This window comes from Peribacillus simplex (assembly GCF_030123325.1).
Lineage (GTDB): Bacteria > Bacillota > Bacilli > Bacillales > DSM-1321 > Peribacillus > Peribacillus simplex_D.
The window spans coordinates 4006700-4021417 of sequence record NZ_CP126106.1 but is presented as its reverse complement, the minus strand read 5'-3'; the positions used below and the strand labels follow the sequence as shown (position 1 = coordinate 4021417).

At 40.6% G+C, this 14718-nt stretch carries 15 protein-coding genes and 1 pseudogene; 9 read left to right on the top strand and 7 right to left on the bottom strand.

The features are described from left to right. Positions 1-4 precede the first annotated feature (4 nt). Genes QNH43_RS19045 through QNH43_RS19035 form a run of 3 tightly spaced genes read left to right on the top strand, consistent with a single transcriptional unit; the run spans position 5 to position 2431 of the window. Positions 5-970: a branched-chain amino acid ABC transporter permease gene (locus QNH43_RS19045; protein ID WP_076365044.1), complete on the top strand. Its 966-nt coding sequence runs from the start codon at positions 5-7 to the stop codon at positions 968-970. After that, on the top strand, positions 942-1724 hold the full coding sequence (locus QNH43_RS19040) for an ABC transporter ATP-binding protein (protein ID WP_214773414.1): 783 nt from the start codon (positions 942-944) through the stop codon (positions 1722-1724). The genes QNH43_RS19045 and QNH43_RS19040 overlap by 29 nt, the downstream gene beginning before the upstream one ends. Then, on the top strand, positions 1724-2431 hold the full coding sequence (locus QNH43_RS19035; RefSeq protein WP_076365046.1) for an ABC transporter ATP-binding protein: 708 nt from the start codon (positions 1724-1726) through the stop codon (positions 2429-2431). Before QNH43_RS19040 ends, QNH43_RS19035 begins: the two co-directional genes overlap by 1 nt. On the opposite strand, the gene QNH43_RS19030 is transcribed toward QNH43_RS19035, so the two are convergent. After that, positions 2428-3054: a hypothetical protein gene (locus QNH43_RS19030; protein ID WP_283915272.1), complete on the bottom strand. Its 627-nt coding sequence runs from the start codon at positions 3052-3054 to the stop codon at positions 2428-2430. The two genes, QNH43_RS19035 and QNH43_RS19030, sit on opposite strands and share 4 nt — an antisense overlap. Positions 3055-3370: 316 nt before the next feature. On the opposite strand from QNH43_RS19030, the gene QNH43_RS19025 reads away from it, so the two are divergent. Then, on the top strand, positions 3371-5254 hold the full coding sequence (locus tag QNH43_RS19025) for a S8 family serine peptidase (protein WP_283915271.1): 1884 nt from the start codon (positions 3371-3373) through the stop codon (positions 5252-5254). 41 nt (positions 5255-5295) lie between these two features. On the opposite strand, the gene QNH43_RS19020 is transcribed toward QNH43_RS19025, so the two are convergent. Both QNH43_RS19020 and QNH43_RS19015 read right to left on the bottom strand, forming a co-directional pair. Beyond that, positions 5296-5769 carry a VOC family protein gene (locus QNH43_RS19020; protein WP_283915270.1) on the bottom strand — a complete coding sequence of 158 codons (474 nt, stop codon included), beginning with the start codon at positions 5767-5769 and terminating at the stop codon, positions 5296-5298. A gap of 315 nt (positions 5770-6084) precedes the next feature. Further along, positions 6085-6465 (bottom strand): helix-turn-helix domain-containing protein, encoded by a 381-nt coding sequence (locus tag QNH43_RS19015; protein ID WP_230162966.1) that lies wholly within the window; start codon positions 6463-6465, stop codon positions 6085-6087. A gap of 283 nt (positions 6466-6748) precedes the next feature. Between QNH43_RS19015 and QNH43_RS27860 the strand changes: the two are divergent. Continuing rightward, a pseudogene (locus QNH43_RS27860) lies at positions 6749-6901 on the top strand (hypothetical protein); the annotation flags it as partial. Positions 6902-7297: 396 nt separating this feature from the next. Here QNH43_RS27860 and QNH43_RS19010 read toward each other — a convergent pair. The 4 genes from QNH43_RS19010 to QNH43_RS18995 all read right to left on the bottom strand — a co-directional run bounded on the left by QNH43_RS19010 (position 7298) and on the right by QNH43_RS18995 (position 9813). Beyond that, a complete protein-coding gene (locus QNH43_RS19010) occupies positions 7298-7423 on the bottom strand; it encodes a VOC family protein (RefSeq protein ID WP_283915269.1) in 126 nt (41 codons plus the stop codon). A gap of 123 nt (positions 7424-7546) precedes the next feature. Beyond that, positions 7547-7738, bottom strand: a complete 192-nt coding sequence (locus QNH43_RS19005; RefSeq protein WP_048681418.1) for a hypothetical protein — start codon at positions 7736-7738, stop codon at positions 7547-7549. 417 nt (positions 7739-8155) lie between these two features. Next, entirely contained in the window at positions 8156-9334 is a 1179-nt protein-coding gene (locus tag QNH43_RS19000) for an MFS transporter (protein WP_283915268.1), read from the bottom strand. Between the two features lie 170 nt (positions 9335-9504). After that, a complete protein-coding gene (locus QNH43_RS18995; RefSeq protein WP_283915267.1) occupies positions 9505-9813 on the bottom strand; it encodes a helix-turn-helix domain-containing protein in 309 nt (102 codons plus the stop codon). Positions 9814-10288: 475 nt separating this feature from the next. Here QNH43_RS18995 and QNH43_RS18990 point away from each other — a divergent pair, with 475 nt between their 5' ends. From QNH43_RS18990 to QNH43_RS18975, 4 genes are all read left to right on the top strand, one after another. Continuing rightward, a complete protein-coding gene (locus tag QNH43_RS18990) occupies positions 10289-10972 on the top strand; it encodes a YveK family protein (protein ID WP_283915266.1) in 684 nt (227 codons plus the stop codon). Between the two features lie 43 nt (positions 10973-11015). Beyond that, the gene (locus QNH43_RS18985) at positions 11016-11693 is read left to right on the top strand and encodes a CpsD/CapB family tyrosine-protein kinase (RefSeq protein ID WP_283915265.1); all 678 of its coding nucleotides are present in this window, start codon (positions 11016-11018) and stop codon (positions 11691-11693) included. 137 nt (positions 11694-11830) lie between these two features. Then, complete coding sequence (locus QNH43_RS18980) at positions 11831-12595, top strand: tyrosine-protein phosphatase (RefSeq protein WP_283915264.1); 765 nt, start codon at positions 11831-11833, stop codon at positions 12593-12595. 301 nt (positions 12596-12896) lie between these two features. Then, on the top strand, positions 12897-14717 hold the full coding sequence (locus tag QNH43_RS18975; RefSeq protein WP_283915263.1) for a polysaccharide biosynthesis protein: 1821 nt from the start codon (positions 12897-12899) through the stop codon (positions 14715-14717). Position 14718 lies beyond the last annotated feature (1 nt).

The following is a 14718-nucleotide window of genomic DNA, read 5'->3' as shown; positions in this document are numbered from 1 at the left end:
AGCAATGACTACAATTAAGCGAGCAAAAGGTTTTTGGCTCTCGATTTCACTATCATTGATCTTTTTCGCCGTAGTTCAAGTGTTAATCGGCGGCGGATCGCTAAATCCTTTTTATCAAAATACGCTCATGTTCATCGGGATCAATATCATTCTGGCAGCGAGCCTGCACTTGATCATCGGGATAACCGGCCAGTTCTCCATCGGACATGCCGGATTCCTGGCCGTCGGTGCCTATGCTTCGGCCGTAATGACGATGAAGCTGGAAATGCCATTTTATGCGGCATTGATAGTCGGCGGTTTGGCGTCAGCGTTGGCTGGCTTGATCATCGGAATTCCAAGCTTACGCTTAAAAGGTGACTACCTGGCGATTGCGACCCTCGGTTTTGGGGAAATAGTCCGGATCATGCTTTTGAATATCGATTATGTCGGCGGGGCGAGCGGCATGCAGGTTTCCCATTTGACCACTTGGCCGTGGGTATTCGCTTCCGTCATCGTTACGATCATCGTCATCCGGAACTTTACTAGCTCGACCCATGGCAGGGCCTGCATATCGATCCGCGAGGACGAGACGGCTGCCGATTCGATGGGGATCAACACGACGTATTACAAAGTTGTCGCGTTTGCGATCGGTGCTTTTTTTGCCGGTATTGCCGGAGGGCTTTACGCTCATAACTTCTATATCATCCAGCCATCGAATTTCGGATTCCTGAAATCATTCGATATTTTGATCCTAGTGGTACTTGGCGGTCTTGGAAGTCTTTCCGGTGCCGTATTGGCCGCGATATTACTGACGGTAGTCACGACTTTCCTTCAGGATTATCCGGAAACGCGCATGATCATCTACAGCCTTGTCCTTATCGTGATGATGCTCTATCGTCCACAAGGTTTAATGGGGACAAAAGAATTAACATCCATGTTCAAACGTAAAGGAGGAAGCAGCCATGAAAAAAATAAAAACACCGCTGCTTAAAGTTGATTCAGTCGGCATCCAGTTCGGAGGGCTTAAAGCCGTTTCTGATGTTAACGTCGAGTTATATCCAGGAGAACTGATTGGCTTGATCGGGCCGAACGGCGCTGGAAAAACAACTTTCTTTAATTTGCTGACAGGAGTTTACGTCCCGACGGAGGGCACCATTTCTTTGGAAGGTGAGAACTTAAGAAAACTGCCTCCATATAAAATCACGCAAAAAGGGATCAGCCGGACATTCCAGAACATTCGCTTATTCAGTGAACTATCCGTGATCGATAATGTTAAAGTGGCCTATCATTCGCTTTCGAAACATGGCATCTTAAGTTCGATCTTACGCATGCCGATCCATTTTAAAGGCGAAAAGGAAATGGATGAAAAGGCGATCGAGTTCCTGAAGATCTTCAACCTTGATCAATATAAGGATGAAAAGGCAAAGAACCTGCCATATGGTAAACAAAGACGTTTGGAAATCGCCCGCGCACTTGCAGCCAACCCGAAACTGCTTTTGCTGGATGAACCGGCTGCGGGGATGAATCCCCAGGAAACGCACGAACTCATGAACCTGATTGCCCTCATCCGTGAGAAATTCGATTTGACCGTATTATTGATAGAGCATGATATGCCCCTCGTCATGGGTGTTTGCGAACGCATATACGTACTCGATCACGGACAACTGATCGCTCAAGGAAAGCCAGAGGAAATCCGTAACAATCCAAAAGTCATCGAGGCCTATCTGGGCGAGGAGGTTTCATAATGTTAAAAATCGAGGACATCAACGTCTATTATGGAAACATTCAAGCCTTGAAAGGTGTCTCGCTTTCTATTAACGAAGGCGAAATCGTGACCCTTATCGGGGCGAACGGTGCCGGGAAAAGCACGATGCTGAAAAGCATTTCCGGCCTATTAAAACCAAAACAAGGGAAGATCATCTACGAAGGGCAATCCATCGGCGGAAAGGCAGCACAATCCATCGTGAAAATGGGCATCTCCCATGTCCCTGAAGGCCGGCGTGTCTTTGCTAACATGACGGTTGAAGAAAACCTTCAGCTTGGTGCTTATTTACGCAAAGATAAGGCAGGCATCAAGCAGGATATGGAGAAAGTCTATGAATTATTCCCGCGTTTGCTAGAGCGCCTGAAACAGCAATCCGGAACCCTTTCCGGAGGGGAACAGCAAATGCTCGCAATGGGCAGGGCCCTCATGGCCAAGCCACGGCTCCTGTTATTGGACGAGCCATCGATGGGACTCGCGCCATTATTGGTGAAGCAAATCTTTAACATCATCGAAGAAATCAACAAAACAGGTACCACGATCCTGCTGGTCGAACAAAATGCCAACTTAGCACTATCCATCGCGGACAGAGCCTATGTTGTCGAAACCGGCCGAATTGTCCTATCGGGCAAATCAGAGGAACTGACCGCAAGCGAAGAAATCAAGAATGCCTATTTAGGTGGACATTAAACCGCTTTATAGCGATGACTGCAGGCAAACTCGAGGAAATCGGGTTTGCCTGCAGTTTTTTTGAGGGATTGTTGATTTCCGCTCCAGGCACTCGCTTTCCGTGGGTGGTCCGGGAGCCTCCTCGACGCTTCGCGCCTGCGGGGTCTCCCCTGGACTCGCTTTTCCCGCAGGAGTCTCGTACCTTCCGCTCCAATCAACTTTGTTTTAACAGTAAGATAGAACTCCTTTTGCCTGCAGTTTTTTGTTTGTTGATTTCCGCTCCAGGCACTCGCTTTCCGCGGGCGGTCCGGGAGCCTCCTCAACGCTTCGCGTCTGCGGGGTCTCCCCTGGACTCGCTTTTCCCGCAGGAGTCTCGTACCTTCCGCTCCAATCAACTTTGTTTTAACAGTAAGATAGAACTCCTTTTGCCTATAGTTTTTTGTTTGTTGATTTCCGCTCCAGGCACTCGCTTTCCGCGGGCGGTCCGGGAGCCTCCTCGACGCTTCGCGTCTGCGGGGTCTCCCCTGGACGCGCTTTTCTAAGCAGGAGTCTCGAACACCCGCTCCAATCAACTTTGTTTTAACAGTAAGATAGAACTCCTTTTGCCTGCAGTTTTTTTGAGGGTTTGTTGAATTCAATTCCACTCCAGGCACTCCTTTCCGCGAGCGGTCCGTGAGCCTTCTCGCCGTTTCGGTCTGCGGGGTCTCCCTTGGACTCGCTTTTCCCGCAGGAGTCTCGTACCTTCCGTTCATTTAGAATTTAGGCAGAACCCCATTTTGTAGACAAACTGAGTCCGCTTTATAGCGTTTGTTTGTTTTTTAAATAAGCTATTTTAACTAGATAAAAAGGTTAGTAAATCCAAATCAGACGGTATACAATCTAGTTAGGAATAATAGTAGAATTGGATCATGATATAACCTCATCGATAGCTATTCTTAATCATATTTTTGGAGTGATTGTATGCACAAAATTATTCAGGTTTTACTGCCGGTATTATTACTGTTCATGATTCTGCCAATCTACCAGCCGGATGCTGCTTCTGCAGAAGAGACACCGCAATCTGATGGTGTCATCGTCAAATATAAAGAGACGGAAGATGAGCCGATCAACGAGTTGATAGAGAAGGTGGAGGTTCCTAAAGGGGAAACGACCGACAACGTGATCGAGGAGCTTGAAGAACAGAAGAATGTGGAATATGCAGAACCAAACTATCTTTTCAAGAAGATGGAAAGCCCGAACGATCCAGCTTACATAGACCAATGGCATCATAAAAGGCTTGGTACGAGTGCAGCGTGGACAAAAACTATGGGGTCGAAGGAATTGATCGTGGCCATCATTGACGACGGCATCGATCGCAACCACGAAGATTTAAAAGGGAAGATCGTCAATGCCTATGATACGGTAAAAAATCGGAAGCATATCGTACCAAAAGGCGCGCATGGAACACATATCGCAGGCATCATTGCCGGTTCTGCGAACAACGGCATAGGCGGAACGGGTGTTGCCCCGAACGTTAAACTAATGCCGATCAACGTTTTTGATGGAGAGTATGCCAATACGGCTGATATCATTGAGGCGATACATTATGCCGTTCAGCAAAAGGCAAACATCATCAATATGAGTTTAGGAGACACCAGTTATTCGGAGGCCTTGAACAAGGCCGTCCAGGAAGCCTATAAAAAAGGGGTATTGATCGTCGCGGCTGCCGGGAATGAAGGGGATATGGGGAAAAATGTACAGCGTGTGTACCCAGCCGCATTCAGCCACGTCATTTCCGTTGCGGCCACTGACTCAAGGGACAGGCGTCCCAGTTATTCCAACTACCATTCAACAGTCGATATCGCGGCCCCTGGAGATGATATCCTCTCAACCTTGCCATATGGTAGATACGGCTGGATGAGCGGAACATCGATGGCCACGCCGATGGTGGCGGGTGTAGCGGCACTGATTTGGTCCAATGAGCCCAAACTCAACAAAACGGAGGTCGAATACCGCCTCTATGATTCAGCCGTGGACCTAGGTGCGAAAGGGAAAGACATATACTATGGAAACGGGCGGGTCAATGCCAAAAAAGCACTCGAGATGAAGACGCTGACCAAACCGGCCGTGACCGCGATATCCGATAAGGACACGAAGATCAATGGGAAAATCCCGACCGATTTTAAAACGGGGACGGTCTCCATTTATACCGCTAACAAACAACTCGCCACAGTGAAAATCAACGGCGAAAAAACGTTTACGACGACTATTGCAAAACAAACAGCCGGTACGACCATCTCTACGAGGCTAATCGATCAATCGGGAAATAAAAGTATACCCGTTTCATTTAAAGTGGCAGATAAAACGGCCCCTGCAAGACCGTCCGTAAATACGGTGGGTGACAATACCGTCAAAGTAACCGGCAAAGCGGAAGCAAGTTCTTCCGTCACTGTCAAAACTGGCAGTACGGTTCTAGGCAAAGCAAATTCCAACAGCGCAGGGAATTTCACCGTAACGATGTCAAAAAAACAAAAAGCCGGAAAAGTCCTATCCGTTACAGCAACAGATAAAGCAGGAAATGTTAGCTCGATCAAAACCGTGACCGTCGCAGACAAAACAGCTCCAAGTAAACCGACGGTCAACACAGTAACAACAAAAACGACAAAAGTAACAGGCAAAGCGGAAGCCAACTCCACGGTATCCATCAAAGCATCAAAAAAAGTGATCGGCTCTGCCACAGCAACGTCCAAAGGCACATTCTCGGTTAAAATCCCTAAGCAAAAAGCCGGGCAGAACCTATATACCTATGCCAAAGACAAAGCGAAAAATGTAAGCGAATCAAGAAAAACAACGGTTAAAAAGTGATATAAAACAGCCCCCAATACTTAAATTGGGGGCTGTTCTTGTCAATCTCTATTTCCATACATCAATTCCGTGCTTCGGCTGTAAAGTTCAATGATATTGCCGAAAGGATCTTCACAATATATTAAATAATAGGGCTTGTTCTCCCAGGTATTCCATATATCGCTTCGCTTTCTTCCGCCAGAAGCAGCAATATCATCAGCCAGCTTTTCGATATCATCCGCTATCAAGCAAATATGAAAAAAGCCTTCATAACCGCGACTCTCACCTTTAGGCATCCTCGGCTCCTCAAACTCAAAAAGCTCAATCCCCACTCCATGATCCGCCATCAAATGTGCATTGCGCATCTTTTTAACATCATCACCAAGAAGATCATTCGTCATATTATGTTCATTCTCCGCACTTGCATCAAACGAATATGGACCCGCCAATAACCTGAAACCCAACACCTGCTCATACCACTTAATCGCAGCATCCAAATCAGGTACAGCCAATCCAATATGAGTAATTGCTGTCATATGTATCCCCCCTGATCATAAAATACCCTCGTACTGTTAGGGGCAAACGGCACCTTTTTGGACAAAAAACAGAAGCAATAGCCTATGGGATAAATAAGATAAGTAGTCGAGGGAAAATGAATTTAATGAAGCAGACGGTGCAGGAACAAGCGGAAGGTAATGGTCATAAATCAGGAAGTCTTGGCTTAGCTTGATAGCTTTGCAGACCAACAGATTAAATAAAAAAATACAAATAAGGTGCTGCCATTACGTAGCACCTCAGCTTTTTTTAAAATTTCTATTAGCCATACAATTTCCAAATGACTTCTTCTTGTTTTATTTTTTCTTTGATTGTAACCAGTCTAAAAAGTCATCCCTGAAAACCCTCTTGGACCTTTTTAAACGAATTAAAGGAAAATCGGGACTTCCCATGTATTCATCGGCCGTTCTTTCACTAACATTTAAATAATCTGCCAAATGCTCTACAGTTAATAATTCTGGTAGTTGTGATATCTCATCCGTTTCGTTCGTTATTATTTTTTCCCTTCTTTCATGAGTTACGTAATTTATATGCCCTTCTCCAATACATACTGCTACTTTCTTAGAACACTTAGGACACGTCAGAGTATCAATTCTATCTTCCATAACAGAAAGACGAGATACTACGCCAAACAGTGTTTGACAATTTTCACATAAATAAGTATATACACCTTCCACTTTCAAATATATCACTCCTTTGACTTATCATTTGTTACATTAAGATAATATATAATTAGCTAATATGTATAGGTTTAAGGGCTTTTCACAAATCATTCTTCTATTATTGTGCACCCCTAAGGTTACTCCTCCATAGTTAAAGCCCTTCTCTAAATTGAGAGGGGCTTATATCTCTAATATATTTATTTAAATCAGTAATTATTTTAATAGATTAAACAATTATTCTGAATGGTTCATATTCCCTATTTAACAGCAAGGAGGATGAGTTCATGGCCAATCCGGATACATAGGTGATGATATTAAGATTACTGTAGTTTTAACAGACGATGAAATGCTACGACTTATGATAGAGGCACTTAAAGAGTTAAAATTGTACGATACAGACATTACCTACCTTTATTATGGAAGGATCAAAAGGCGTATTTGTCATGCGTAAAAGATGTGGCCAAAAAAAGAAATAGTTATGTATCATTCCACATCATTAGATATGAATATCGTTTATGTGACTATAAATAAGCTAAGGCAGGCTGTGAATCACGAGTTCCAGCGGAGTGCAATCCTGCATTCTGACTAAGGCTTCCAATACACTTATTCCACAATTTAAAAACAAAGTGAAGGAACTTGGGCTAACCCAATCCATGTTCCGCAAGGGAAACTGTTGGGTTAATGATGCGACGATGGAAAGTTTTTTGGCCACTTTAAAGATATAGCAGAATCATTAACAGATGTGAAGGAAGAAGTTGATCGAGTTATTGAAGAATATAATGAGTGTCGTTATCAATAGGGGCTAAAGAAAATAGCCACGGTACAATACGGGGACCACTTATTAGCTTCATAGGCACTTTTTTATACTGTTCGAAAAATGGGGCACAAATTTGAATCCCGACACCTGCTCATACCACTTAATCGTCGCATCCAAATCAGGTACAGCCAAACCAATATGAGTATTTGCTGTCATATGATCCCCCCTGATAATAAAATACCCTATACATGTTAGGGACAAACGGCACCTTTTTGGACAAAAAAAGAAGCAATAGCCAATATTGCTTCTGGTTTACATATATCGACCTCATGAAATTCTTTAAATCTCACCCTCTTCAAGCCTCCTATTATACTCAACTTTACTAATTAATCCCTTTGCATTACAGGTAAGACAATCTGTATAAATATCGTAAGCACCTGTACCTGCACAAACATGGCATTTAACATGAGTTTCCGGTATATCCTTATGCATGAATGAAAAGACTTTTCCAATATACTGCAGAATAATCATTCCCAAAACTCCTTTTTTTTCTATCATACAACGAAAAAGAGAAAAGGAAACAGGGAATACAATAACATTACTTAAAACAAATAAAACCATTACATACTTTACATGGGGTTAAAAAATGTGCTGATGCAAATGCGATAAACGGTTCTACAAAATCACTTCTGTTTTCAATAGGCTGTTGCCATTTACCAAGTAATGCGGTGTGGTTGATTTCCCCTCCAGATGCTCGCTTTCCGCGGGGCGGGCGGTGAGCCTCCACGGCGTAAACGCCTGTGGGGTCTCACCTGTCCCGCTGCTACCGAAGGAGTCTCGCACTTCCGCTCCAATCAACCTTAAATCGTTTCGTTTTAATAACAACAATCTTTACTAAAAGAGCCTTTCAAAAAAAGAACATCCACAAAGATGTCCCTTAATGTGTAATTACTTCATTTTTCGCAAAATCCATAGGTAAGCCAAGATTGAAATCCCCACAGAGACTGCTGCCATTATGTAAATGCTTATATACCCGAAAAGATAGCCGATTTGTCCGAAGAGGATGGCACCAAAACCGATTCCAAGATCAAAGAAGGAATAGAAAGTGGCATTGGCCATGCCTTTTCGATTTCGGGCAGCGTGTTCAAGAGACCACGCTTGAAGAGCCGGTTGGACAGCACCGAATCCAATGCCATAAAGTATAGCTGCCAAATACAGAATCATGTTACTTGGCATCCAGGCTAGCAATAGCATCGCCACTGCGATAAAAACAGTGGATGGAATGAAGACAGCTTGATGTCCTTTTTGATCATAGATCTTTCCAGCAAACATACGTGTGAAAATAAGCGCTAAAGCGTAAAGAAAAAAGTACCCTTGAATACCTGTCAGACCTTTTTCGATTGTATAAAGCGGTAAGAAGGTAGCAGTCCCGCCAAAAGTCACTGTAATGAAAAAAACCAGAACGGACGGAGCAACAGCGCTTTTTTCATACATGTCAAACCTATTAGTTTTAGCTAGGGCAGGAGCATGATCCACTTTTTTATACGTTATTGTTGAAGCCATGATCCAAGCTGCCAGGCTCAATACTCCGCAAAATAAAAACAAATGTTGAAAGGTTAAAACATCCGCTAAGAAAAGCCCAAATGAAGGACCAAAAGCCATCGCCAAATTACCCGATAAAGTGAAGTATCCCATTCCCTCACCCCGACGCTTTGCTGGGATAAGATCGGAGGCAATCGTACCTGAGGCCGTGGTCGCATATCCCCAGCCAATCCCCTGTACAATCCTCATAGCGCAAAGAAGGAAAATACTCATCATAAATCCAAACGAACCAATCGCTACAGCCAAAAGGGCTAGACCGAACAAGAAAACAAAACGCCTGCCTTTTGTTTCCAAGGCCTGTCCAGCAAAGGGGCGGACAATCAGGGCAGAAAATAAAAACATGCCAGCAACTAACCCAATATACCGTTCATTTCCGCCAAGCTCCTTTACAAAAAGCGGAAGGGTAGGGGAAGTCATCTGAAAGGATAAAAAAACAAAAAAGTTAGCCAAGAAAATCATAATAAAATCACGCGACCAGATTTTATTAACAACCGGAAGTTCTTCTTTTAACAAAGGTACACCCATAACAGCCATTCTCCTTAATTGATAGTAATTATCATTCTCATTTTACTAAAGTTATGGAGAACAATCTATAAAAATTAAGTGATCATCTTAAATCTAAGTAATATTGACTACAACAAAATAAAAAGAGCCCTAGGGCTCTAAAATAAACTATTTAAGCGGTATCACAATTTCTATATTTTTAAAGACTTATCTTGAATAAATTCGCGCATTTCCTCTTTAGATATTCCTGACTCCATAACATCATGCATGATTTCCATCCACTCTTCATCAATGCTCTTGTCTGCTTGTTCATTCAACAGAACATCCACTTTAATACAAAGGATTCTAGCGATCTTTTCCAAAACTAAAATAGTAGGGTTTGTTTGAAGGTTTCTTTCCAGAGAGCTTATATAGGATTTGGCAACGCCGGATTTTGCGGAGAGTTCACTAATTGACATTTTCCTTTCTTCCCTATGCGCCTTAACTCGGTAACCTATCATTTTGACCACACCTAACCATTAATATGAAAATTATATACTGATTTAACTTATCACTTTCAGTTTACACATTTTCCTTTCATTTTTAATGATAACTAGGCACTAAAATACTGACATTATTATATGTATAAATGGATTTTTCTGTTTTGGTAGGCATTTAGTTAGGTTTATTTATGGTAAATATTGTTAAAATACACAAACACCTAACAAAATATGGTAGTAGGTGTATACTTAGGTTTAATAAAATTTCAGGCGCAAATATTCTGGAAAATGAGTTATTTAATTGTCATTAATACAATATTTGAAATTTAGAAATTATTTCCTTTGTATTGCCATTTTCTTTTTTGTAAAATTACTTTTGCATTTGAAAAGTATTCTTTCATTGTAACTTTCATGTAAATTTCCTTGAAAATACATATAACTAGGTAATATTATGGTATAATGCAATAGGTCATTTTTAACATATCAGGAGGATGAAATGGAAGAAACTATTAGTATTACAGATATTTTTAAAACATTAAAGAAACGTTGGAAGCTAATCATGCTGCTGACATTAATTGCCGCTTTGATTAGTGGAACGATTTCTTATTTCTTATTAACACCCGTTTATCAATCTTCAACACAGATCCTGGTTAACCAGAAGCAATCGGAGAACCAATTGGACTCGACTCAAATACGATCTAATATTGACATGATCAATACATATAGTGTGATCATAAAAAGCCCTGCCATTTTGGATAAGGTCATTGATGAACTTGAACTGAACCAAAGCGTAGATCAACTTAGTCAAAAAATCACGATCAATAGCCAAGAAAATTCACAAGTCTTTTCATTAACGGTTCAAGACAGTAATCCGTCACAGGCTGTAGAAATAGCAAACACGATTTCTGAAACTTTCCAAAAGGAAATCAAGAATATCATGAACGTCGATAATGTTAGCGTACTTGCCAAGGCAGAAATTAAGGAGAATCCTAGTCCTGTAAAACCTAATCCACTTTTGAATATCGCAATTGCGGTCGTAGTTGGATTGATGGCTGGAATAGGCTTGGCATTCCTACTTGAGTATATGGACAATACGATCAAGGAAGAGGATGATATTGAGAGACTCCTAGAATTACCTATACTTGGATCGATTCAAAAGATTACACAGGTACATAAATAAAGGATAATCCGGATAAGATGCAGTATGAAAGGAAGCGGGATTTTTGAGAAGTAAAGATAAAAAACAGGTGAACTTGATAGCACAGACTAATCCAAAGTCACCTATTACTGAACAATATCGATTAATTAGAACGAATATTCAATTTTCCTCAGTGGATAAAGACATACAAACCATTGTGGTAACCTCTGCGGAGCCTAATGATGGGAAATCGACAACAGCAGCAAACCTTGCGATTGTGCTGGCACAAGAGGATAAAAAAGTTGTCCTTGTGGATGCAGATTTAAGGAAACCATCCGTTCATTATGCTTTTAGCCTTAGTAATATAGAGGGACTTACGAGTGTGCTAACCAAGAAAATGAGCATAGAAAAAGCACTTATGAAAACCAATGTGCCTAATCTGGAAATTCTGACGAGTGGACCAATACCTCCTAACCCTTCGGAATTATTAAATTCCAAAGCGATAGAAACAGCGATTGATGAATTAAAAGAAATGTATGATTATATCATTTTTGATACACCGCCCGTTCTGATAGTGCCAGATTCCCAGATTGTAGCCAATAAATGTGATGGCGTGATCATGGTAGTATCGAGCGGCAAGACAAACAAACAAAGTGCCGTAAAAGCAAAGGAGCTTTTAGTGAAAGCTAATACATCCTTGCTTGGAGTCGTTTTGAATGGCATTGAAACGGATAACAGCAATTATTATTACTATCAATCTTAACAAAATAAAACAATTTTCGACAAATTAACACCCTGTTTAATGGTAGTTTTATATGCTACTATTAATCGGGGTAATAATTCCTATTTTTATAAATTGGGCCTTTTCCCCTATTTGTTTTACAAAGGAAGTGAATGAAATTGATTGACATACATAGTCACATTCTTCCAGGGGTTGATGATGGATCCGCGGACATGAAGGAAAGCTTGAATATGGGAAGAAAAGCGGTAGAAGCAGGAATCACCCATTTATTTGCCACGCCACATCACTTAAATGAGAAATATGTAAATGTAAAAAGTGACATCATTGACCGTGCAGTGAGGCTAAATGAGAGTTTAAAACAAAACAATATTCCTCTTACCATTCATCTCGGGCAAGAAGTAAGAATTCACCGAGACATATTTACTTCACTTGAAAAGGCAGAAATCCTAACACTAGACGATAACGGTACGTATTTACTGTTAGAGCTCCCATCGGGAAAGGTTCCTACATACACTCAAGAAGTGATTTATGAACTCCTACTTAAAGGTATAACACCGATTATCGTCCATCCAGAGAGAAATAAGGAATTGATAGCGAATCATAAACTATTATTTGAATTGGTTCAGGAGGGTGCGTTAACTCAACTTACCTCAGGCAGTATAATCGGGAACTTCGGTAAAAGTATTCAATCATTTTCAAAAAAAATAATTGAACATAATTTGGCTCATTTTATTGCAACAGATGCCCATAATATTGGCCCTAGAGGGTTCACGTTACAACATGCCTATGAAACAATCACAAAGGCATATGGAATACAACGTACATTTTATTTTAAAGAAAATGCTGAACAGCTATTAAAGAACCAAAGTCCTGCTGTTGAAAAACCAGTGCCATTCAAAAAGAAAATTTTAGGAATCTTTTAGAATGATAAGTCGTCAGGAAACGCTTTCATTATTATAAAAAAATTTTGTCTTCATGTAAAGTTCTACGTTATATGGTTACTGGGATGAAAATTATTGATAAATTACCTTCATTAAGATTAGTTGCCTGTTCAACGACAAATAGCCCTTAGGTCATAAGGATATGAAAAAAGCAAAAGGTACTTACACAAATATATTTCATTTTTATATAAAAATGAAAATCATGTGAAATAGAATACAATGCATTAATACTTTATTTAATAGAGAGTTTATCTTAACAACATTATTAAAGGGGGAAATGTGGTTGGCCTACCGAAAACGATTAACACTTCTGGCCCTATTAGATTCATTAATAGTATTATCGGCCATTTATGTAAGTTATTTATTCTTGTATCCCTATTTGGAAATATTTAAATTACCAACACTGTTAGTCACATCTGTCTCTCTATTAATCAGCCATCATTTTTTTGCGTCTATTTATAAACTGTATAAGAAGGCCTGGGAGTATGCAAGTATTGGAGAGTTACTGTCCATTGTTAAAGCCGTAAGCTTATCGGTTATCACTGTTATCGCCATCCAGCTAATGGTTTTTCAAGATGTTTATGTAAGGGCCATGGCATTGACCTGGATGATGCATGTCATTCTTATTGGCAGTTCCCGTTTTTCGTGGAGAATGCTGCGTGACCGTTTGATAAATAATCGAAAGGAAACCAGGAACACATTGGTATTAGGAGCGGGTTCTGCTGGAACCATGGTTGTACGTCAACTTCTTAATAATCATGATACAGAACTAAAACCAGTAGCATTCATAGATGATGATCCGAAAAAAGATAAGCTAGACATTTTAGGTATACCAGTTGTGGGGAATTCTACACATATCCCTGAAATGGTAGAAAAATATCATATAGATAATATTGTCATTGCTATTCCTTCATTAAGTAAAAAAGAATTGAAGGTCATTTTTGATGAATGTGTGAAAACGAATGCAAAAACACAAATCATGCCGATGCTTGAAGATATTATGTTAGGGAAAGTAGCCGTAAATCAGTTTAAAGAAGTGGAAGTGGAAGATCTTTTAGGAAGAGAGCCCGTAGAATTGGATATAACCAGTATTTCTGAATATGTAACGGGCAAGACGATCTTGGTTACTGGGGCCGGGGGCTCAATTGGTTCAGAGATTTGCCGTCAAATATGCAGATTCTCACCGGACAAACTTATTCTTCTAGGACATGGAGAAAATAGCATTTATCAAATTGACATGGAACTGAAAAAGCTATATGCAAATCAAATTGACATCATACCTTTAATTGCAGATATTCAAGATCGAGATAGAATTTTTGAAGTGATGGAAACCTTCAGGCCTGATGTTGTTTACCATGCGGCTGCACACAAACATGTTCCACTTATGGAATACAATCCTCGTGAAGCTATTAAGAATAATGTTTTTGGGACAAAGAATGTTGCAGAGGCTGCTGATACTTTTGGTGTGGGTGCGTTTGTAATGATTTCTTCTGATAAAGCCGTTAATCCAACAAACGTCATGGGTTCGACCAAGCGTATTGCTGAGATGATCATCCAGCAGTTAGCCAAAAATAGCTCAACAAAATTTGTTGCAGTTCGTTTCGGAAATGTTTTAGGCAGCAGAGGGAGTGTCATTCCTTTATTTAAAAAACAAATTCAAGCAGGTGGACCAGTAACAGTCACACATCCAGATATGACAAGGTATTTTATGACTATACCCGAAGCATCGAGATTAGTCATTCAGGCAAGTTCTTTAGCTCGAGGTGGAGAGATCTTCGTTCTTGATATGGGTGAACCTGTTAAGATTGTTGAATTAGCGACAAATCTTATCCAGTTATCAGGTTATTCCATTGAGGAAATTGGAATTGAATTTTCAGGAATTCGTCCTGGTGAGAAAATGTATGAAGAACTATTAGGGGAGAAAGAGGTTCATAGTGAAGCTGTGTTCCCTAAAATCTTTATAGGAAAAGCGGTACTGGAACAGGAAGAGGAAATACAATACCTTCTAAGCTCACATGATTCTTTATCTTTGATAGAACTTAAAGAATTCGTTATAAATCTAGCTAATCGAAGAAAGAACAATACTTTCTCAGCAGTTAAATAAG